General features: G+C 64.0%; 15 protein-coding genes. 13 read left to right on the top strand and 2 right to left on the bottom strand.

Going from position 1 to position 21,345, the window contains the following annotated elements; all coding sequences use genetic code 11:
• Positions 1-100 precede the first annotated feature (100 nt).
• Positions 101-1,081, bottom strand: coding sequence for a TRAP transporter substrate-binding protein (locus KUV49_RS18255; protein ID WP_222452389.1), 981 nt, complete (start codon positions 1,079-1,081; stop codon positions 101-103).
• A gap of 33 nt (positions 1,082-1,114) precedes the next feature.
• A complete protein-coding gene (locus KUV49_RS18250; RefSeq protein WP_222452388.1) occupies positions 1,115-2,302 on the bottom strand; it encodes a pyridoxal-phosphate-dependent aminotransferase family protein in 1,188 nt (395 codons plus the stop codon).
• Between the two features lie 169 nt (positions 2,303-2,471).
• Here KUV49_RS18250 and KUV49_RS18245 point away from each other — a divergent pair, with 169 nt between their 5' ends.
• The 13 genes from KUV49_RS18245 to KUV49_RS18185 all read left to right on the top strand — a co-directional run bounded on the left by KUV49_RS18245 (position 2,472) and on the right by KUV49_RS18185 (position 21,294).
• Positions 2,472-5,315, top strand: a complete 2,844-nt coding sequence (locus tag KUV49_RS18245; RefSeq protein WP_315899570.1) for an FAD-binding and (Fe-S)-binding domain-containing protein — start codon at positions 2,472-2,474, stop codon at positions 5,313-5,315.
• Between the two features lie 9 nt (positions 5,316-5,324).
• On the top strand, positions 5,325-6,008 hold the full coding sequence (locus tag KUV49_RS18240) for a GntR family transcriptional regulator (RefSeq protein WP_222452386.1): 684 nt from the start codon (positions 5,325-5,327) through the stop codon (positions 6,006-6,008).
• A gap of 164 nt (positions 6,009-6,172) precedes the next feature.
• The gene (locus tag KUV49_RS18235) at positions 6,173-6,949 is read left to right on the top strand and encodes an enoyl-CoA hydratase/isomerase family protein (RefSeq protein WP_222452385.1); all 777 of its coding nucleotides are present in this window, start codon (positions 6,173-6,175) and stop codon (positions 6,947-6,949) included.
• Complete coding sequence (locus KUV49_RS18230) at positions 6,946-8,148, top strand: CaiB/BaiF CoA transferase family protein (protein WP_261391576.1); 1,203 nt, start codon at positions 6,946-6,948, stop codon at positions 8,146-8,148. The genes KUV49_RS18235 and KUV49_RS18230 overlap by 4 nt, the downstream gene beginning before the upstream one ends.
• Positions 8,149-8,411: 263 nt before the next feature.
• Positions 8,412-9,899, top strand: a complete 1,488-nt coding sequence (locus tag KUV49_RS18225) for an aldehyde dehydrogenase family protein (RefSeq protein ID WP_222452383.1) — start codon at positions 8,412-8,414, stop codon at positions 9,897-9,899.
• The gene (locus KUV49_RS18220; RefSeq protein ID WP_315899585.1) at positions 9,860-10,831 is read left to right on the top strand and encodes an NAD(P)-dependent oxidoreductase; all 972 of its coding nucleotides are present in this window, start codon (positions 9,860-9,862) and stop codon (positions 10,829-10,831) included. The genes KUV49_RS18225 and KUV49_RS18220 overlap by 40 nt, the downstream gene beginning before the upstream one ends.
• An 88-nt stretch (positions 10,832-10,919) precedes the next feature.
• The gene (locus tag KUV49_RS18215) at positions 10,920-11,900 is read left to right on the top strand and encodes a TRAP transporter substrate-binding protein (protein ID WP_222452381.1); all 981 of its coding nucleotides are present in this window, start codon (positions 10,920-10,922) and stop codon (positions 11,898-11,900) included.
• A gap of 52 nt (positions 11,901-11,952) precedes the next feature.
• A complete protein-coding gene (locus tag KUV49_RS18210; RefSeq protein WP_222452380.1) occupies positions 11,953-12,480 on the top strand; it encodes a TRAP transporter small permease in 528 nt (175 codons plus the stop codon).
• Entirely contained in the window at positions 12,473-13,756 is a 1,284-nt protein-coding gene (locus KUV49_RS18205; RefSeq protein WP_222452379.1) for a TRAP transporter large permease, read from the top strand. Before KUV49_RS18210 ends, KUV49_RS18205 begins: the two co-directional genes overlap by 8 nt.
• Positions 13,757-13,846: 90 nt before the next feature.
• Positions 13,847-16,096: an acyl-CoA dehydrogenase gene (locus KUV49_RS18200; RefSeq protein ID WP_222452378.1), complete on the top strand. Its 2,250-nt coding sequence runs from the start codon at positions 13,847-13,849 to the stop codon at positions 16,094-16,096.
• Positions 16,093-17,394 carry an acetyl-CoA C-acetyltransferase gene (locus KUV49_RS18195; protein ID WP_222452377.1) on the top strand — a complete coding sequence of 434 codons (1,302 nt, stop codon included), beginning with the start codon at positions 16,093-16,095 and terminating at the stop codon, positions 17,392-17,394. The genes KUV49_RS18200 and KUV49_RS18195 overlap by 4 nt, the downstream gene beginning before the upstream one ends.
• Complete coding sequence (locus KUV49_RS18190) at positions 17,391-19,466, top strand: 3-hydroxyacyl-CoA dehydrogenase NAD-binding domain-containing protein (protein WP_222452376.1); 2,076 nt, start codon at positions 17,391-17,393, stop codon at positions 19,464-19,466. The genes KUV49_RS18195 and KUV49_RS18190 overlap by 4 nt, the downstream gene beginning before the upstream one ends.
• The gene (locus KUV49_RS18185; RefSeq protein WP_261391573.1) at positions 19,459-21,294 is read left to right on the top strand and encodes an acetyl-CoA hydrolase/transferase C-terminal domain-containing protein; all 1,836 of its coding nucleotides are present in this window, start codon (positions 19,459-19,461) and stop codon (positions 21,292-21,294) included. The genes KUV49_RS18190 and KUV49_RS18185 overlap by 8 nt, the downstream gene beginning before the upstream one ends.
• Positions 21,295-21,345 lie beyond the last annotated feature (51 nt).

The following is a 21,345-nucleotide window of genomic DNA, read 5'->3' as shown; positions in this document are numbered from 1 at the left end:
CCCTGCCGGGCGGCGTGCCCGGCGATAGTCTTGCGACGTTTGGTGCTCAGGTGCAGTAGTGTTTGCAGGGGGCCGCTGACGGCCCCCTGCGCAGTCGGGATCAGGAACCGGAAGCGAGGCTCTGAATTGTCTCGATCAGCTCCGCACCGCCGTCGACACTCGTCGCGAACTCTTCATAGATCGGCGCCGAGGCATCGATGAAGGCCTGGTTGTCGGCCTCGTTGACCTCGACCCCGGCCTCGCGGATAACCTCGAGAAGCTCGGTCTCCAGCTTCGCTGCGTGCTCATAGACGAAATCCTGCGTCTCGGCACCGCACGCTTCAAGCTCGGCACGTACGTCCTCAGGCAGCTTCTGCCACTGGTTTTCGGCCACGAGGACATAGCCCGGCGTGTAGACGTGCCCGGTGATCGAGAGGTACTCCTGCACCTCCTGGAACTTGGCCGATGCGATCTGCGCATAGGGGTTTTCCTGACCGTCGATCACCTTGGTCTGCAACGCGGTGAAAACTTCCGAGAACGCCATCGGCGTCGGGTTCGCACCATAAAGCTGGAACATCTTCACACGCCATTCGCCGTTCGGCGTGCGCAGCTTGACGCCCTCCAGGTCCTCGGGCTTGTTGATCGGACGCACATTGTTGGTGATGTGGCGGAACCCGTTCTCGAAGTAACCGATGATCCGGTATCCCTCACGCTGCGCCGCCGCCTGGAAGACGTCGCCCAGCTCGGCCTGGATGCGGCGCATGTGGTCGCGATCCTTGACGATATAGGGCATCTCGAACACGCCGAACTCCGGCGCGACCGACGACATCACCGAGGACGGCAGAGAGAAATCCACCTGCCCCAGCTTCAGCTTTTGCAGAAGTTCGCGGTCCTTGCCCAGCTGGCTGGCACCGAAAGTCTGCACCTCGGCCTTGTCACCCAGCTTGCCATTCGCGCACTCGGCAAAGGCGTCCGCGGAGGCCTCGAAGAGCGATCCGGGGTTGCCGACATGGCCAAAGCGCAGGGTCATGTCCGCAGCACCTGCCGCAAGCGGCATGGCAATCGCCGCCACACTGGCCAGGATGGTTGCTTTGAAAGTCATAGTTTCTCCTCCCTTATTGCTCCTCCCAGAGCGTTACTCCGCGGCAAACCGCGTGTTATCTGACTTTTTCAGATGCTCCATCGCCGCTTGTGCGCCGCCGGACTGGTGCGGGACGCCGGCCTTTTCCAGCCCCATCTCGACACCGGATAGCGTGGCCATCAGCATCAGGTCGTTGAAATCGCCCAGGTGCCCGATGCGGAACACCTTGTCGGCCACTTTCGACAGTCCGTTGCCGAGCGAGATGTCATAGTGCTTCAGTGTCGTCGCGCGGAACGCATCGGCCGAATGCCCTTGCGGGACCAGCACCGCGGTCAGAACCCCGGATTCCTGCCCCTGCCTGGCGCAAAGCACTTCCAACCCCCACGCCCGCACCGCGGCGCGCGTCGCTGCACCATGCCGTGCGTGGCGCTCAAAGACGTTGTCCAGACCTTCCTCATGCAGCATGTCGATCGCTTCGTTCAAACCATACAGCAGGTTCGTTCCGGGCGTGTACGGAAAATACCCCGTGGCGTTCGGCCCGACCATGTCGTGCCAGTCCCAATAGCTGCGCGGCATGGTCACCGACTTGGCATGCGCCAGCGCGCGGTCGCTCACGGCGTTGAAGCTCAGCCCGGGCGGCAGCATCAACCCCTTCTGAGAGCCCGACACGCACACATCGACACCCCATTCATCGAAACGGAAGTCGACCGAGGCGAGGCCCGAGATCGAATCGACCATAAAGAGCGCGGGATGGCCCGCGGCGTCGATCGCCTTGCGCACCTCCTCGATCGGCGACACAGACCCCGTCGAGGTTTCGTTATGCACCACGCAGACCGCCTTGATCTCGTGGTCCTTGTCCTCGCGCAGGCGCGCCTCGATCCGGTCGGGCTCGGCCCCGCCGCGCCAGTCACCTTCCAGAAACTCCGGCTCCAGCCCGATCTTGCGCGCCATCTTGCTCCACAGCGTCGCGAAGTGCCCGGTTTCGAACATCAACACCTTGTCGCCCGGCGACAGCGTATTCACCAGCGCCGCCTCCCACGCGCCGGTGCCCGAGGACGGGAAGATGAAAACGTTCTGCTCGGTCTTGAAGATGGTCTTCATGCCGTCCAGCGCCTTCTTGCCGACTTCGGCAAAATCGGGGCCGCGATGGTCGATGGTCTGCTGCCCGATCGCTTTCAGTATTCGGTCCGGCACGGCACTCGGGCCGGGAATTTGCAGGAAATGTCTGCCAGCTTGGCGCATTGCAACTTGTCCTTCCAGGCGCGCCGTTGGTCGGCACGATTTGATGTTGCCTCAGCGTAATTATGAATTCATAATTCAGTCAACTGAAAAGTTCCGGGTCCGGAATTACGCCCGAAACAGGAAGGGAAAACAGAACACGATGCGCAACAACAGTCGCCTTTCAAGCCGCTTGAGCCGTGCTGTCGAAGGCTCGGTGATGGCCGATTCCGCGGCACGCGCCCGCTACGCGACCGACGCATCGATCTACCAGATGATTCCCGACGCGGTCGTGGTGCCTCGCACCGTGAAGGATATCGAGGCGGCGATGGAAATCGCCCGCGAAGAAGCGGTGCCGGTACTTCCGCGCGGCGGCGGCACCTCGCAATGCGGCCAGACGGTCAATCGCGCCGTGGTCCTGGACAATACCCGGCACCTGAACCGCATTCTGGACATCGACCCCGAGAACTTGACCGCCCGGGTCGAGCCCGGCCTGGTTCTCGATGAACTGAACCGCGCGCTGAAGCCGCACGGCCTCTGGTTTCCCGTCGATCCCTCCACCGCGTCGCGCTGCACGCTCGGCGGCATGGCCGCCAACAATTCCTCGGGCGGCAAATCCTTGCGCTACGGAATCATGCGCGACAATGTCCGTTCGATCTCGGCCATTCTGCCTGACGGCACCCGGGCACGTTTCGACACCGACGCCCCCGAGCCCGGCAGCTACGCCGACCTGGTGGCCGACATGCGGGCCCTCGGGCGGCGCGAAGCAGACGAGATCGACGCCCGCTTTCCCAAGGTCCAGCGTCGTGTCGGCGGCTACAATATCGACGCGCTGACCCGCAATGACCTGAATATGGCGCATCTGCTCGTCGGCTCGGAAGGCACGCTGGCCTATTTCACCGAGCTCGAACTCGGCCTCGCCCGCCTTCCGGGCGAGAAAGTCACCGGGGTTTGCCATTTTCCCACCTTCTACGCGGCGATGGACGCGGCCCAGCATCTCGTCACGCTCGACCCGCAGGCGGTCGAACTGATCGACGACACGATGATCGCGCTCGGCCGCGACATACCGCTCTTCCGCAACACGATCGAATCCTTCGTCCAGGGCGATCCGGCCGCGCTCCTGCTGGTCGAGTTCGCAGAAGGCAGCGCCGAGGCCAACGCCGCCAAGCTGGCCGAGCTGTCCCGGATGATGGGCGATCTCGGTTACGCATTCACCAACAACACCAAGTCATGGGGCGGTGTCGTCCCCGTGACGGACAACAACTTGCAGAGCGCCATCGCCGAATACCGCAAATCGGGCCTTAACGTGATGATGTCGATGAAAGAGGCCGGCAAGCCGATTTCCTTCGTCGAGGATTGCGCCGTGGCCCTGCCCGACCTTGCGGAATACACCCAGGGACTGACCGATATCTTCACGCGCCACGGCACGAAGGGAACGTGGTATGCTCACGCATCGGTCGGCTGCCTCCACGTGAGGCCCGTGCTCAACATGCGGCAGGACAAGGACGTCAGGACCATGCGGTCCATCGCTGAGGAAGCCTTCGACCTGGTCAGGACGTACAAGGGGTCGCATTCCGGTGAACACGGCGACGGGATCGTACGGTCGGAATTCCACGAAAAGATGTTCGGCCCGCGCATCGTCTCGGCCTTCGAGGAGGTCAAGGCGCGGTTCGATCCGGGCGGCCTCATGAACCCCGGCAAGATCGTGCACGCCCCCGCGATGGATGATCGTCGCGTCTTCCGCTACGGGCCGGACTATGCCGTGCCGGAGTTCGAGACCGCGCTCGACTGGTCGGCGTGGCCGGGGGCCGGGGGCGGCTTTCAGGGCGCGGTCGAGATGTGCAACAACAACGGCGCCTGCCGCAAGCTCAAGGGCGGTGTCATGTGCCCGTCCTTCCGCGCCACCAGGAACGAGCGTGACGCGACGCGCGGCCGCGCCAACACCCTGCGCTTCGCGATCAGCGGACAGATGCCCGGCGGTCTGACCTCGGATGCCATCGCCGACACGATGAAATTCTGCGTGTCCTGCAAGGCATGCCGCCGCGAATGCCCCACCGGCGTCGACATGGCCCGCATGAAGATCGAAGTCCTGGCCGCCCGGCGCCGGAACTCCGGCCTCAAGCTCGCGGACAAGCTGGTGGGCTACCTGCCCCGCTACGCGCCAACGGCGGCCAGGCTCGCGTGGCTCATGAACCTGCGCAACAAGATCGGCCCGGTGCGCAAGCTGACCGAAAAGCTTACAGGGGTGTCGCACCGCCGTGACCTTCCGGTCTGGTCCTCGAATCCGTTCCGCGATGACGAGGCGCAGGATGCCGATCCGGATGTCCTGCTGTTCGCGGATGTCTTCAACCGCTACTTCGAACCAGAGAACCTGCGCGCCGCGATCCGTGTCCTTCGCGCGGCCGGCAAGCGCGTCGCGGTGGCCCGCGATGACAGCGGCAGGTCGCTCGATTGCGGACGCACCCTGCTGGCAGTGGGATGCGTCGACGAGGCCCGTACCGAGGCGCAACGCGTCATCGACGCGACGAAGGCCGCCGTGGCAAACGGGGTTCCCGTCGTCGGGCTCGAACCTTCGTCGATCCTGACATTCCGCGACGAGTTCCTGGCACTTTGTCCCGGCCAAGAGGCGCAGGCGCTGGCGTCGGCCACGCACACGTTCGAGGAGTATCTCGTCCAAGTCGCAGACTTTCCGATGAAACCGATTGACCGCCCGATCTACGTTCACGGCCATTGTCACCAGAAGTCCCACGATGCCGTCAATCCGATGCTCGACCTGCTCAATCGCATCCCCGACGCAGACGTAACCATGATAGAAAGCAGCTGTTGCGGCATGGCCGGCGCCTTCGGCTACGCGCCCGAGACCATTGACGTGTCGCTCAAGATGGCCGGTCTCGATCTCTTTCCGGCGCTCGATGCGGCGCCAAAGGAGGCGTTCATCGTGGCCGACGGCACCTCGTGCCGGCATCAGATCGCCGACGGCACGCCCCGGCGCGCGCAGCACGTGGCACGCTTGCTGGATCAAGTAATTGAATATTAGGATGCGGTGATGAACCTGAATGAAAGCATCAAGCGACCGACCCTCCACCAGGAACTGGTCGAGCGATTGCGCAACCTGATCGTGGAAGATGCCCTTAAGCCGGGCGAGAAGGTTCCCGAAAAGGAATTGTGCGAAACCTTCGGCGTCTCCCGGACTCCGCTGCGCGAAGCGCTCAAGGTTCTCGGCTCCGAGGGCTTGGTCATCCTGCAGGCGAACCGGGGCGCGCGTGTCGCCGAAGTCACACGCGCCGAAGTGGAAAGCACGTTTCCCGTGATCGCGGTGCTGGAACAGCTCACCGGCGAATTGGCCTGCCGCAACCTGAGCGATGCCGAGATCCAAGCCATCGAGAAACGGCACGCCGCGATGGTCAGGGCCTACAAGGCCCGGGATCGCCAGACCTACTTCAAGGCCAACCAGGACATCCACAACGCCCTGCTGATAGGCGCGCGGAACGAAATCCTGGAAATGCATCATCGCATGCTGGGCATGCGCGTCCGCCGGGCGCGGTTCATGGTCAACCTGTCCGAAGAACGCTGGGCCCAGGCGATCGAGGAACATGAAGACATAATGGAGAAGCTCCGCGCCCGAGATGCGCAGGGGCTCGGTCAGGTCATGAAGACGCACATGATGAACAAGTTCGCGGCGCACCTGAAGTCGATGGGCTCCGGCGGCCTCGAGTCCGACAGTGCCTGAAACGCCTAAACCACGATGACGGAACCAATTCCCGAACAAGACGCGCGGCATGCACGCCGACGACGGCTCGCAGCCCGCCCGTGCAGGGCGTAACTCCCGACGCACCGCACCTTGTTCCTGTTCCGATCAGCAATGCCCCGTTTTCCTGTGGAGACCTTCTTGAAATGACAGACGAACTCAACTCGCAGCTTCGCGATAAGACCCTCTGGATCGCGTTCAATCGCCCCGAGGCGCGCAATGCCCTGACCTTTGCCATGTACGAGGAACTGGCCGACATCTGCGCCAACGTTCCGACGGACGGGTCCGTGCGTGCAGTTGTGATCCACGGCGCAGGCGGCAAGGCCTTTGCGGCGGGCACCGACATGACGCAGTTCCGCGGCTTCAAGACGGCGCAGGACGCGCATGACTACGAGAACGAGATCACCCGCATCCTGACCGCCGTCGACACTTGTCCGGTCCCCACCGTGGCCGCCATCCACGGCGCTTGCACCGGCGGTGGTGCCTCGATCGCCGCGGCCTGCGACATCCGGATCGCCAGCGCCCAGCTGAAGTTCGGCTTTCCCATAGCCCGGACGCTGGGCAATTGCCTCAATGCCGGCAACCTGGCCCGGTTGAGCGAACTTATCGGCGCGGGCCGTGTCCGGGAGATGATCTTCACCGCCCGCCTGATGACCGCCGACGAGGCGCTGGCAACCGGCCTCGTCTCCGAGGTGCTGAGCGATGAAGACGCCCTGCTGCTGCGTGCCGAGGCTCTGGCCGAGCATCTTGCGGACATGGCGCCCCTGACCCTGCGGGCCACGAAAGAGGCGATGCGCCGCAACCGCGAGGCGCTCGCTGTGGAAGACAACGATCTCATCGCCATGTGCTACATGAGCAAGGATTTCAAGCATGGGCTCGAAGCCTTCCTGAACAAGACCAAACCCGAATGGAGTGGAGAATGAGCAGCCAAGGTCCCCTTGCCGGCATGAAGGTCATCGAACTTGCGCATATCATGGCCGGCCCGGCCTGCGGCATGATGCTGGCCGATATGGGTGCAGACGTGATCAAGGTGGAAAAGCCCGACGGCGATGACAGCCGCCGATTCCTGCCTCCGGAAATCAACGGCGAAAGCGCCGCCTACCTGATGATGAACCGCAACAAGCGCGGCATCGCTTTGAATCTCAAGGACCCCGATGCCATCGCGGCTCTGGGCAAACTGCTCGAAGATGCGGACGTGGTGATCGAAAACTACCGTCACGACACGATGGAACGCCTCGGGCTTGGCTACGAGACCCTGCGGAAAAGAAACCCCAAGCTGGTCTATTGCGCCATCTCCGGATTTGGCCGCACCGGCCCCTATGCCGAGCGCGGTGGCTTCGACCTGATTGCACAGGGCATGTCGGGCCTGATGTCGATCACGGGCGAGGGGCCGGGCCGTCCGCCGGTCAAGCCGGGCGCGCCGATTTCCGATATCACTGCGGGGTTTCTTGCGGCCCTTGGGTGCGTTTCGGCCTATTCGCATGCGCAGAAGACGGGCGAGGGACAGATGGTTGACACCTCGCTCTTTGAGGCCGGGATCTCGCTGACATACTGGCAATCCGCAATCGCCTTCGCGACGGGCGAGTCGCCGGGCGCCCTCGGGTCGGCGCATCCGCTCAACGCGCCCTACCAGTCGTTTCGCACGCGCGACGGCTGGATCAATATCGGCGCAGCCAACCAGCGCAACTGGATGCGCCTGCTCGAGATCATTGACGCACCCGAACTCGGCAGCGATCCCCGCTTCGAGACCAACCTCGCCCGCATGCAACATCTGCAAGAGCTCGTTCCGATCCTCGAAAACCACTTCATGCAACGCGACACGCAAGACTGGCTGGACCGGATGGAGGCCGCGGGCCTGCCCGCGGGCCCCGTGATGACCATCTCCGAGATGCACAACGACCCACAGGCTCTGGCACGTGACATGATCGTGGAAACCGATCATCCGAGGGCTGGCGCGGTCAAGGCCATCGGACTGCCGATCAAGTTCAGCGACACCCCGGGCGCCGTCACCACCCCGGCGCCCACGCTCGGTCAGCATGGCGCGGAAATTCTGACCGAACATGGGTATTCGCAGGACCAGATCCGTTCGCTCGAAGAAAAAGGAGCGCTCATAACCTCTTAGTGGATTGACTGGCGTCGCTTTGGATAGGCGAAGCCGAGTGCGGTCATCGCAAAGCTCGACACTTTCGGCACCCGCCGATTGAACCGCCTCGACCTTTCCTTCGGGACCATTGTCCGCCAAGGTGTGAAGGGTCCTGGCGCCTCAACACGTCGAGTTATCCGCTGGTCTTGGGGAAACCGTCTGGTGTAGACACGCCGCAACGGCTGCCCCGTCAGCGTAACGGGGCATCGCGAGCCAGCACATTCACTCAAGATGAGGGCACCATGAAAGATTGGAGCGCAGCGGCCACCGCTCTTTACGATGGCGCAAGTCAAAAGATGTTCATCGACGGGACCTGGTGCGAAGCCCGTTCCGGAGAGGTCATCGAGGCGCGCAACCCCGCGGACGGAAGCCTTCTGGCAACGGTCCCCAAGGGTGACGCCGCCGATATCGAGATCGCGGTCAAGGCCGCGCGGGCGGCGTTCGAGGGGCCGTGGTCGAAATGGACTCCGTTCGAGCGCCAGGCCCTGCTGCTGCGCATAGCCGATCGGTTCGAGGCCGAGTGGGAAAACCTTTGCCTGTCGGACACGCTCGACATGGGCATGCCGATACAGCGCACGCTCGCCAACAGCCGCCGCGTGCTGGGGATGTTGCGCTTCTATGCCGGCCAGGCCGTGGCGATCCATGGCGCGACCATTCCCAACTCGTTCCCCGGCGAGATCTATTCCCAGACCATGCGCGAGCCCGTCGGCGTGGTTGGCGCCATCATTCCCTGGAACGCGCCGATTGCCGGCTCGATCTGGAAAATCGCGCCCGCCATCGCAACCGGCTGCACCGTGGTTCTGAAACCGTCGGAAGAGGCGTCTCTGACCGTCCTGATGATCGCCCGGATCATGCAGGAGGCCGGCCTGCCCGACGGGGTGCTGAACATCGTGACGGGCCTCGGGTCCGAGGCCGGCGCGGCACTGGCCGAACACGACGGCGTCGACAAGATCGTCTTCACCGGCTCGACCGCGACCGGACAGGCCATCGCCCGCGCCGCCACCGGCAACCTCAAACGCGTGTCGCTGGAACTGGGTGGCAAGTCACCCGTCATCGTTTGCCGTGACGCCGATATCGAAAAGGCGGTGCCGGTCGCGGCGATGGCCGTCTTCGCCAATTCCGGGCAAATCTGCATCGCGGGATCGCGCCTGTTCGTGGCCCGCGAAATCCACGACGAATTCGTGCGCCGCGTGGCCGAATATGCCGCCGGGCTGCGGATCGGTCACGGCATTCGAGAAGACACCGACATCGGCCCGATCATCTCGGCCCGGCAAGCCCAACGCATCGCGGGTTACCTCGACGCAGGCCCCCGCGAAGGCGCTGAGGTCATCACCGGCGGCGCAAGGGCCGAAGGCGCGGAGCTTGCAGGCGGGCACTTTTTCCAACCGACGGTGCTGGGCGGCGTGACCGACACGATGCGTGTCGCACGCGAAGAAATCTTCGGCCCGGTCATTTCGGCTCTTCCCTTCGATGATCTGGACGAGGTCGTGACCCGCGCCAACGCCACGCCCTACGGACTGGCGGCGGGCGTGTTCTCGACCCACCTGGGTACCGCGCACAAGCTGGCCAACCGGCTGAAGGCCGGCTCCGTCTGGGTCAACATGTACCACGCCATCGACCCGGCTGTGCCCTTCGGCGGCGTCAAGATGTCGGGCTATGGCCGCGAGGGGGGAACCGAGCATATGGAAGAATATCTCGACACCAAAGCAATCTGGATCAACGCGGACTAGGTTCCACGACCCGCCACGCATTCAATGAAGACGATCGGAGGCACCACGCAATGCAAGTCGGCATCATCGGCGTCGGGCTCATGGGCCACGGCATCGCCCGCAACATCCTGTCGCGCGGCGGCTTCGCGCTGCATTTTCTCGATCACCCCGGCAACCAGCCCACTGACGACCTGTTGGCGCAGGGCGGCAGGACGTGCGCCACCATCGCAGAGATCGCAGAGGCGTCCGATGTGGTCATCCTCTGCGTCACCGGCTCGCCCCAGGTCGAGGCCATCGTCGGCGCGCCGGACGGGCTTGCGGCCTCGTTGCGCCCGGGGACGATCGTGGTGGATTGCTCGACCGCGCTGCCCGACTCGACCCTGCGCATGGCCGAGCTGGTTCGGGACGCCGGCGGCGACTATCTGGACGCTCCGATGACCCGCACGGCACAACATGCCCATGAGGGCACGCTTAACCTGCTGGTCGGCGGTGCGGCCGAGAGCCTCGACGCCGTGCGCCCCGTGCTGGCCTCTTTCACGGAGAATGTCGATCACGTCGGCCCGCTTGGACACGGACATCGGCTCAAGCTTCTGCATAACTACGTGTCGGTCGGTTTCATGACATTGCTCGCCGAGGCCGCGGCCCAGGCCGCCGATACCGGCATAGACCCTCAGGTCTTCGTTGATGTGCTGGCGGGTGGCGGTGGCGCGAGCGCGGCCCTCGACCGGCTGGCGCCCTTCATCGTCTCGCAGGATCGAGATGCCTTGCCCTTTTACGTGTCCAACGCGCTGAAGGATATCGACTATTACCGCAGCATGTCCCACGCGGCGGGTGCTCAGACGTCTGTTGCCGACGGCGTCTCAGCCGCCCTTGCCGCGACGGTCGCCGCCGGCCCCGACGACGCCTATGTGCCGGAACTGGTCCACCTGTTCAGGCAGCGGAAAGACGGGTGACACACAGGCACCGGGACGCTCCGGCTCGGGGTTGTCAGCCCAAAAATACCTGTGTAGCAAAAACCAAACGTTAAACGGGAGGAAAACCATGACGTTCATTACTCGCGGGCTGGTCTCGACCGGCATCTTCCTTGCGATGGGCCTTCCGGCTCTTGCGCAGACCGAGGTCAAGATCGGCTACGCCCTCGCCCCCGACAGCCATTACGGCGTCGCGGCGCAGAAGTTCGAAGAGGTCGTCAAGGCCGAGACCGGCGACGCGTTCGAGTTCAAGCATTTCCCCTCGTCCGGCCTGGGAGGTGAGCGCGAAGTGATCGAAGGGCTGCAACTGGGCACCATCGAGGCCACCATCGTGTCCTCCGGCACGCTGGCCAACTTCGTGCCCGACACGGGCGTTTTCGATATCCCCTTCCTGTTCCGGGATCTGGACCACGCCCGCGCGGTGCTGGATGGTGAGGTCGGCCAGGAAATCCTCGGCAAGTTCGACGCTGTCGGCCTGCACGGGCTGGCCTGGGGGGAACAGGGCTTCCGCCACATCACCAACAACCGCAACGCCATCGAGACACCGGCCGATGTCGAAAGCCTGAAGATCCGAACGATGGAAAACCCCGTCCACCTTGCGGCATTCAACGCCATGGGCGCGGCCCCCACGCCGATGGCCTGGCCCGAGGTGATCTCGTCCCTGCAACAGGGCGTGATCGACGGTCAGGAAAACCCTCTGTCCGTGATCGTCTCGGTCAAGCTGGACGAGGTTCAGGAATACCTGACGCTGTCGGGCCACGTCTATTCGCCCGCCATGCTGCTTGTGTCCAAACCGTTCTGGGACGGCCTTGACGACACCCAGAAAGCCGCCTTCGAGACGGCCGCGGCAGAGGCCGTGACGGCCATGCGCGGCTATGTCGACAACGTCGAGACCACGGGCGTGGAAACCTTGAAAGAGCGCGGCATGAAGGTGAACGAACTGTCGGCCGAACAGAAGGCCGCCTTCCAGGAGTCCATCGCGTCGGCCTATGAGGGTTACTACGAAACCTACGGCAAGGATCTTGTCGACTCGATCGTCAACTTCGAGTGATGACACCCCACCGGCGCCCACCCGGCGCCGGTGAACCGACCGGGGGCGCCACGTGAAAAGGCTCGAACATATTTTCGTCGTGCTGAATGGCTGGGCGCTCATCCTGATGCTGTCGGCCATGGCCCTGATCGTGGGGGCGAATATTTTCCTGCGGTACTTCACCGCGCAGTCCCTGCCCTGGGCGGACGAGGCCGCCCGCTACCTGATGATCTGGCTGACCTTCACCGGCGCGGGCCTTATCCTGCGGATCGGCGGACACGTCGCAATCACGAACCTGCAGGACAAACTGCCCGCGATCGGGCAAAAACTTCTTCGCACCTTGATCGTTCTCATCCTGCTGACCTTCTTCGCCTACATGGTGCATGTCGGCTGGCAATACGCCCAGCGGATGCAATTCCAGGTCACCCCGGCCCTGCGCCTGCCATTTCTCTATGTTTACGCGGCGATGCCGGTGGGGTTCGCCTTGCTGATCGTCCATCTGTTGCTGATCGCGCGTTCCTTCATCAGCGCCGGAGACTACAAGAGCCTCGACGCACGCGGCGTTGACGATGAAACCGTCACCGGCGGCGCCAATGGCTGAGATCCTCTTTCCCGCGCTTTTCCTGCTGTTGATCCTGGGGCTGCCCGTGGCCTTCGCCATGGCGATCTCGGTCTTCGCGGCGATCATGCTGGCCTCCAGCTATCAGCCGCTGGTCGTCGTCAAGGAAATGTTCTCGGGTCTCGACAGCTTTCCGCTTCTGGCCGTGCCGTTCTTTATCCTTGCGTCCGAGATCATGACCGGCGGTGCCGTGACCCTCGCAATCCTGCGCTTGGCCCAGTCACTCGTCGGACACCTGCGCGGCGGTCTGGGGCACGCCAATGTCGTCAGTTCCGCCATGTTCGCGGGGATTTCGGGAAGCGCGCTTGCCGATGCCGCCGGACCGGGCACGATGATGATCCGCATGATGGAAAAGGGCGGGTACGACCGGCCCTATGCCAGTGCGCTCACAATCGCCAGCGCCGTGGTCGGCCCGATCATTCCGCCTTCGATCACCATGATCATCTACGCCATGCAGGACCAGAACGTCTCGGTCGGCTCGCTCTTCATGGCCGGGATCCTGCCGGGTCTCGTGATCACCCTGATGGTCCTTCTGGCCAATGCCCATGTCAGCAAACGGCGCAACTATGCCTCGGGCGAACCGATGCCCTCATTCGCGGAAATAGCGCGCATCGCACTTTTCGCCCTGCCCGCCCTGATCCTGATTGCCCTGATCGTGGGCGGTATCCGCTTTGGTATCTTCACCCCGACAGAGGCGTCGGTCATCGCCGTTTTCTACGCCCTCTTTGTCGGCATGTTCGTCTATCGCTCGCTGCGCCTGCGTGATCTGCCCGGCATCGTGCTGCGTGCGGCCCTGACCTCGGGCGCGGTGTTGCTGATCCTCGGCGCCGCGCGCGCCTTTGCCTGGGTTCTGATCATCGAGTCGATTCCGCAGTTCCTGGCCGAAACGATCATCTCGTGGGATCTGGCGCCCATCGTTTTCCTGCTCGCCGTCAACCTGCTGCTGCTGGTCTTCGGCCTTTTCATGGACCCGTTGCCGGGCGTGATGATCCTGGTGCCGATCCTCGCCCCGATCAGCTTTGCGCTGGGGATCGACCCCAATCACTTTGCAATCATCGTGATCGTGAACCTCACGCTCGGGCTGACGACGCCACCTGTCGGCAGTCTGATCTTCGTCGTGTCCTCGACGGTCGGCCTGCGGCCCTCGACCCTGATCCGGGAGATGCCACCCTTCTTCGTGGCCCTCGCGACGGCCCTTGTCCTCATCACGTTCATTCCGATCCTGTCGACCTGGCTTCCGGCCATCAGCGGCTTCTGACGCGGCGTCAGGCACCTCCACCTTGGCCCGCGCGGCTGCGCGCAGGAACTTCCGCTTGGGTGAGGCGTTGCGCCCTAAAGGAGTTCCCGCATGTCCAGCTTCCGCGCGCGCGCGATCACCAAACCCATCTTCAAGTGGGCCAAGGGCGTTCTGCCCGGCTTGTCAAAGACTGAAAGCGAGGCGCTGAACGCCGGCGAAGTGTGGTGGGAGGCGGAACTTTTCTCGGGAAACCCCGACTGGTCGAAGCTGCGCAACGTCAAATCGCCGAAGCTGTCCGAGGAAGAACAGGCGTTTTTCGATGGTCCCGTGCAGGACCTGTGCGAGATGATCGACGACTGGAAGATCAATCACGAAACCGGCGACCTTGCCCCCGAGGTCTGGCAGTTCATGCGCGAGAACAAATTTTTCGGCATGATCATCCCGAAAAAGCATGGCGGACTCGAATTTTCCGCCTTCGCCCACTCGGAAATCGTCCGCTACATCTCGACCCGTTCCGTCGCCGCCGCCGTGACCGTCATGGTGCCGAACTCGCTTGGCCCGGGCGAGCTGTTGCATCAGTTCGGCACCGACGAACAAAAGGATTACTGGCTGCCGCGCCTCGCCGACGGGCGCGAACTGCCCGCCTTCGGTCTCACCAGCGCCGAGGCTGGATCCGACGCCGGCGCGATGATCGACGACGGTGTCGTCTGCAAGGGCCAATGGAAAGGCGAAGAGGTGCTGGGCATCCGCCTCAACTGGGCCAAGCGCTACATCACCCTGTCGCCGGTCTGCACCGTTCTCGGGCTGGCGTTCAAGCTGCGCGATCCCGATGGCCTCTTGGGCGACAACCCCGAGATCGGTATCACCTGTGCGCTTGTCCCGACAGACCTCGAGGGTGTCGAAACCGGCCGGCGCCACATCCCGTCGTCCACGATGTTCATGAACGGACCGACCACCGGCAAGGATGTCTTCATCCCGCTCGACAACATCATCGGCGGTCAGGAATATGCCGGCGAAGGCTGGATGATGCTGATGAGCGCACTGGCTGCCGGGCGTGGCATCTCGCTGCCCTCCATGGGCTGCGCCGCCATAGCCCTGTCGGCGCACACGACCGGCGCCTATGCCCGCATCCGCCAGCAGTTCAACCTGCCAATCGGCAAGTTCGGCGGCGTGCAGGCCCGTCTGGGCCGGCTTGCGGCGGACGCCTACGCGATGGATGCCGCACGGCATCTGACCTGTGCCGGGCTCGACGAGGGCCGCGCGCTGTCGGTGATCTCGGCGATCATGAAGGCCCACGCGACCTTCCGCATGCGCGAGGCGCTGAACGATGCGATGGATGTCCATTCCGGCAAGGCGGTGATTGACGGTCCGTCGAATTACCTGCTGCCGCTCTACCGTGCCGTGCCGATCGGCATCACGGTCGAAGGCGCCAACATCGTCACCCGCAGCCTGATCATCTTTGGCCAGGGCTCGATCCGGGCGCATCCGCACATGCTCGACAACATGATGGCGCTCGAGGAAGGCGACCCCGACAAGGCGCTGGATATGTTCGACAAATCGCTTTGGGCGCATGTCGGCCACAGCACGCGCACGCTCTTTCGCAGCTGGGGCCGCGCGCTGACCGGCGGGCGCTTTGCGCCTGCACCGGCCGCAGGCGACGCCACGGACATCTACAGGCAACTGTCGCGCTGGTCTGCGGCCTATGCCCTGACCGCCGACATGCTGTTCCTGTCGCTGGGCGGCGCACTCAAGCGCAAGGAAATGATCTCGGGCCGCATGGGCGATATCCTGTCCGAGATGTACATCCTCTCGGCCGCCCTCAAACGCTGGGAGGACGAAGGCCGCCAGAAAACCGATCTGCCCGTGCTGCGCTATGTCGCCGCCGATGCCTTTCACAATATCCAGACGGCCCTGGACGAGGTCATCGCCAACCTGCCGGCCCGTTGGGCTGCGGCCCTTCTGCGGTTCTTCACCCTGCCCGGCATGGCACAGCGCAAACCTGACGACAGGCTGGTCGCGCAATGCAGCGACCTGCTCTACGATCCGTCCGAGGCACGCGACCGCATCGTCGGCCGCATTGCCGATGGCTGCAATCGCGACGGCGTGCAGGTTCTCAATGAATGCTACGCCAAGGTCACGGAAATGGCGCCCGTCATGAAACGCCTGCGCGATGCGAAAAAGACGCCCGAGGAGGCATTGGAAGCCGGCATTCTCAGCGATGCCGAAATGGCGGACATCAAGGAGATGACCCGGTTGGTGGACCAGGTGGTGGCCGTCGATGATTACGCAGCCGACGATTTCGCCGCGCTCTTTCCCGCACCGCACACAAGCGACAGCACCCACCGCGAGGCCGCGGAATGACAAAGACTGACGGAAGAAATCGTGTCTTTCTGGTCGACGGTGCACGCACGCCGTTTCTCAAGGCCCAGGCCGGCCCCGGGCCGTTCACCCCGGTCGACCTCGCCGTGCAATGCGGCCGGCCCTTGCTAGCCCGGCAGCCGTTTGACCGCGCGGCGCTGGACCTCGTGATACTGGGTTGCGTCAACGTGATCGCCGACGAGATGAACCCGGCCCGCGTTGCCGGCCTCCGGCTTGGCCTGCCTGAAACGACCATTGCCTTTACGACGCAGATCAACTGCGGCTCCGGGATGCAGAGCATCGACACCGCCTATCGCTACATACGTGAGGGCAGTCACCAGATGATCCTCGCCGGCGGCGCCGAGGCACTCAGCCATGCGCCCCTGACCTTGCGCCAGTCTGCCGTGGAATGGTTCGGACGGATGAGCACCGCCAAGGGCCCGCTGGACCAGGCCAAGAACCTGGCCGGACTGAAGCCCGAATTCTTCAAGCCCGTCGTCGGCCTGGAGCGCGGCCTGACCGATCCGATCACCACGCTCAGCATGGGCCAGACCGCCGAGGTTCTGGCGCATCACTTCAATATCGACCGCGAAACCGCCGACGCCTACGCAATGCAAAGCCATCATCGCCTTGCCGCCGCTCACAAGGAAGGCCGGCTGGACGGCGAACTGATGCCCGCCTTCGCGCGCGACGGAACTGTCTACGACCACGACAATGGCGTCCGACCCGACAGCGACATGGAAGGGTTGGCCAAGCCCAAACCCGTCTTCGAGCCACCTTACGGGAAAGTGACGGCGGGCAATTCCAGCCAGATCACCGACGGCGCAAGCTGGTGCATCCTCGCGTCCGAAAAAGCGGTAGACGCCCACGGTCTGGAACCGCTGGCCGAGATCACCGACAGCGAATGGGCCGGGCTCGATCCGTCGATCATGGGGCTGGGGCCGGTCATGTCCTCCACGCCCATCGTAAAGCGTCACGGGTTCGGCATCGAGGACATCGACCTTTGGGAATTGAACGAGGCCTTCGCGGCACAGGTGCTGTCCTGCCTTGCCGCTTGGAATGACGATGACTTCTGCCGCGACGTTCTGGGCCTCGATGGCGCGTTCGGCCGCATCGACCGCGACCAGCTCAATGTCGATGGCGGTGCGATTTCGTTGGGCCACCCGGTCGGCACCAGTGGCAACCGCATCGTCCTGCACCTTGCCAACGCGATGAAGACCCGCGGTGCGAAACGCGGCATCGCAACGGAATGCATCGGCGGCGGCCTTGGCGGCGCGATGCTGCTGGAGGCTGTGCAATGACCGGACCTGTCCTGAAATTCCTGGGCGAGACGAAGCTGGAACTGGGCCCGATCGGAGAGGCTCAAGGCAACTGGCGCACCGGCCGGGATGCCGGCAACATCCTCTGGCTTGTCCTCGACAAGACCGGCAGCAGCGTCAACACCGTCTCCGAAGACGTGATCCGAGAGCTTGACGATCACATTGCCGCCGCCGAGGCCGACAAGCCCGCCGCGCTGGTGATACGTTCGGCGAAACCGGCAGGCTTCGCCGCCGGTGCTGATATCTCGGGCTTCGAATCCATGACCGACCAGGGCGCCGCCGCCCTGCTGAAACAGGCGCATGACGTTTTGGACCGGATCGAGGCGCTACCCTGCCCCACGATCTGCGTGGTCCACGGCGCGGCGCTGGGGGCCGGTTTTGAATTGGCGCTGGCCTGCGATTACCGCATCGCCACGCCCGGTGCCTCCTTCGGCTTCCCCGAGATTCAGCTTGGCCTGCACCCCGGTCTTGGCGGCACGTTCCGCCTGCCCGCGCTGATCGACCCGACGGACGCCATGACCATGATGCTGACCGGCAAGACCGCGCATACCAAGCGCGCCAAGTCGCAAGGCATCGCCGACGCCATCGTCGAGGAACGCCACGTCGCCGCTGCCGTGAGCGCGGCAAGGAATGGCAAGATCGAGCGCCAATCGCCCGGTCTCAAGTCCCGCGCCTTTTCCTTCGACCAGGCCCGCAGTCTTGCCGCCCGCCAGATGCGCAGCAAGACCGAGGAGAAGGCCCCGAAGGAACACTACCCCGCACCGCACGCCCTGATCGACCTCTGGGAAGAACACGGCGATGACCGCGAAGCGATGCAGCAGGCCGAGATCGAGAGTTTCGCAAAACTGCTCGACACCGAGACGTCAAAGAACCTGCGGCGGGTTTTCTTCCTTCAGCAATCGCTGAAAGACGCCGGGCGCGGAGAGGACGGCATCGCCCATGTCCACGTCATCGGCGCAGGCGCGATGGGTGCCGAGATCGCCGCGATTGCCGCCATCAAGGGCAAGACCGTGACCTTGGGCGATATCGAAACGGATCCATTGGGCAAGGCCGTCAGGACGGCGGCAAAAATCTGCGAGGCCAAACACCTCAGCAGCACGGAAACCCGCGACGCGCTGGACCGCCTCATGCCCGACCCGCACGGATACGGGCTCGCCCACGCCGACCTCGTGATCGAAGCCGCCAGCGAAGAACAGGAGATAAAGCAGAAGATCTTCAAAGGACTGAAAGGCGCCTTGAAGAAGGACGCGATCCTCGCCACCAACACGTCCAGCCTGTCGGTCGACGATCTTGCCGGCGCCGCACCTGCCAAGTCTCGCTTCGCCGGGCTGCACTATTTCAACCCGGTCTCGAAAATCGATCTCGTGGAGGTGGTGAAGGGAAGCGCGACAAACGAAAAGACCGCCAACCGCCTCGCCGCGTTCTGCGGTGCCACGGGCAAACTGCCCGCCTTGGTCAGCGACTACCCCGGCTTTGTCGTCAATCGCGCACTGGTGCCCTACATGCTCGAGGCGATGGTCCTGATGGACGAGGGAGTCTCGAAAGAAGTGATCGACACCGCCGCGATCCGCTTCGGCATGCCCATGGGTCCGGTCGCCCTGGCCGATCAGGTTGGGCTCGACATCGGTCTTCACGTGGCCGAAAGCCTTCAAGCCAGCCTGGATGCGTCCATGCCACCGATCAGTGACGATTTGCGCGCCCGTGTCGACAAGGGTGATCTCGGCAAGAAAACCGGACAGGGTTTCTACGACTGGTCCGACGGCACGCCCCGTCCCGACGCGGACATGAACGACGCGCCCGAAGATCTGACCGACCGCCTGATCCTTCCCATGCTGAACGCCTGCGTCGAGGTTCTGCGCAAAGGTGTCGCAAAGGATGCCGACCAGGTTGATGCCGCGCTGATCTTTGCCACCGGCTGGGCCCCGTTCCGCGGTGGTCCGATGCACTACGCCCAAAACCGCGGCATCTCGGAGATCAAGCAACGCCTCGCAGAACTGGAAGCCACGCACGGCCCGCGCTTCACCCCCGATCCCGGCTGGTCCGACCTTGGCTGACACGCCAGAGGTCTATACCGACGCCGACGCGATGGCGCGGGCAATCTACGAGGCCAACGGTGGCGACATACGCCTTGCCCTGCCGCTTGGTCTGGGCAAGCCGATCACGATCGTCAACGCGCTGGTGCGGGCGGCTGTGGACGACCCGGCGCTTTCCCTGAAGATATTCACGGCGCTGAGCCTGCAACGCCCCGACCCATCCTCGGAGCTGGAGAAACGGTTTCTTGGCCCCGCGATGGACCGCCTCTTCGGCACCGCGCCCTCCTTGACCTATGTCGACCTCATCAAGCGCGGCGAGCTGCCCGACAACATCGAGGTATCCGAGTTCTTCTTTCAGGCCGCAAGCTGGCTCGGCAACGACTATGCCCAACGGCAGTATATCTCGGCCAACTACACTCATGCCCGCGACGTCCTGATTTCACAAAAGCCGAACGTGCTCGCCCAGTTGATGCCGCGCGACGGCGCGCGTTTCAGCATGTCCAGCAACACCGACATTTCCGCCGACCTCTTCACGCGGCGCAGCGCCGGCGAGATGGATTTCATGGCCGTGGCCGAATTGAACGATGCCCTGCCCTACATGGACGGACCCGCCGAGATAGAGGCGCGCGAAGTCGCCATGGTGCTCGAGCCGCCGCGGCAGGTCGATCTTTTCTCCGTCCCGCGTCGTCCCGTGGCCGATGCGCAGCACGCCATCGCGTTGCATGTCTCGCGGCTCGTCCCCGATGGCGGCACGCTGCAGATCGGCATCGGCGCAATCGGCGACGCGGTGGCAAACGCGCTGATTGCCCGCGACCGCGCCACGCTGCATGATCTTTGGCGCACCGCGCCGTTTCCCCTGCAAGGGGCCGAGGAAGGCCCCTTTCGCACCGGGCTTTATGCCGTGACAGAAATGCTCGTGGGCGGCCTCGTGGCGCTGTTCGAGGCGGACATATTGCGCCGGGAAGCACATGACGGCGCCGTGGTCCACGCCGGTTTCTTCGTGGACGCGCGCGACATGTACCAGCGCCTCCGCGCGCTACCGCCCGACCGCCGCGCCAGGATCCGAATGATGCCGGTCAGTTTCACCAATGCGCTCTACGGCGACGAGCCCACCAAGCGGGACGACCGCCGCGACGCCCGCTTCGTCAACGGTGCCATGCAGGTCAGCCTGCTGGGCGACGCGATGTCCGATTCCGCGAAACCGGGTCAGGTTGTCAGCGGGGTCGGCGGCCAGTTCAACTTCTTCGAACAGGCCTTCGCGCTGGACGACGCCCATGCGGTCCTGACCCTGCCCGCAACGCGACGAAGCGGCGGCGACCTTGGCTCGAACATCGTCTGGCAACCGCCCGTCACCACCGTGCCCCGCCACATGCGCGATGTCGTGGTCACCGAATACGGCGCGGCCTTCCTGCGCGGTCTGCCGGACGAAGAGGTCATCAAGCGCCTGATCTGCATCGCCGACAGCCGCTTTCAGCAGGAGCTTGCCGGGTCAGCCAAAAAGGCCGGGAAACTCGATCCCGACTGGACGGTTCCGCCCGCGCACGCCGCCAATACACCGGAAACCATCGCGACATGGCTTGCCCCCTACCGCGACGGCCTCCTGCCGGACTATCCGCTCGGCACCTATTTCACTGATATCGAGCAGCTGTTGGTCAAGGCCCTTGCGGACCTGAGCCAGGCACAGTCCGACAAACGGGCACTCCTGTCGCTGATATGGGCGGGCCTCACCGCCACTCCGCACCCGCAGGAAGGCCCGGCGATGGAGCGCATGGGATACGACGCAACCCCGAGCCTCGCCGAGCCATTGCAGGCCCGCGCCCTGCGCGGCGCCTTGCGGCGCCTGGCCTAACCCGCAGATTGTAGACATTGCCGAGGGTCGCATTATCTCTCCGCCCGACCT

It is taken from the genome of Roseovarius atlanticus (assembly GCF_019802205.1).
Taxonomy (GTDB): domain Bacteria; phylum Pseudomonadota; class Alphaproteobacteria; order Rhodobacterales; family Rhodobacteraceae; genus Roseovarius; species Roseovarius atlanticus_A.
The sequence above is the reverse complement of the archived record's forward strand: the minus strand, read 5'-3'. Positions and strand labels throughout refer to the sequence as shown.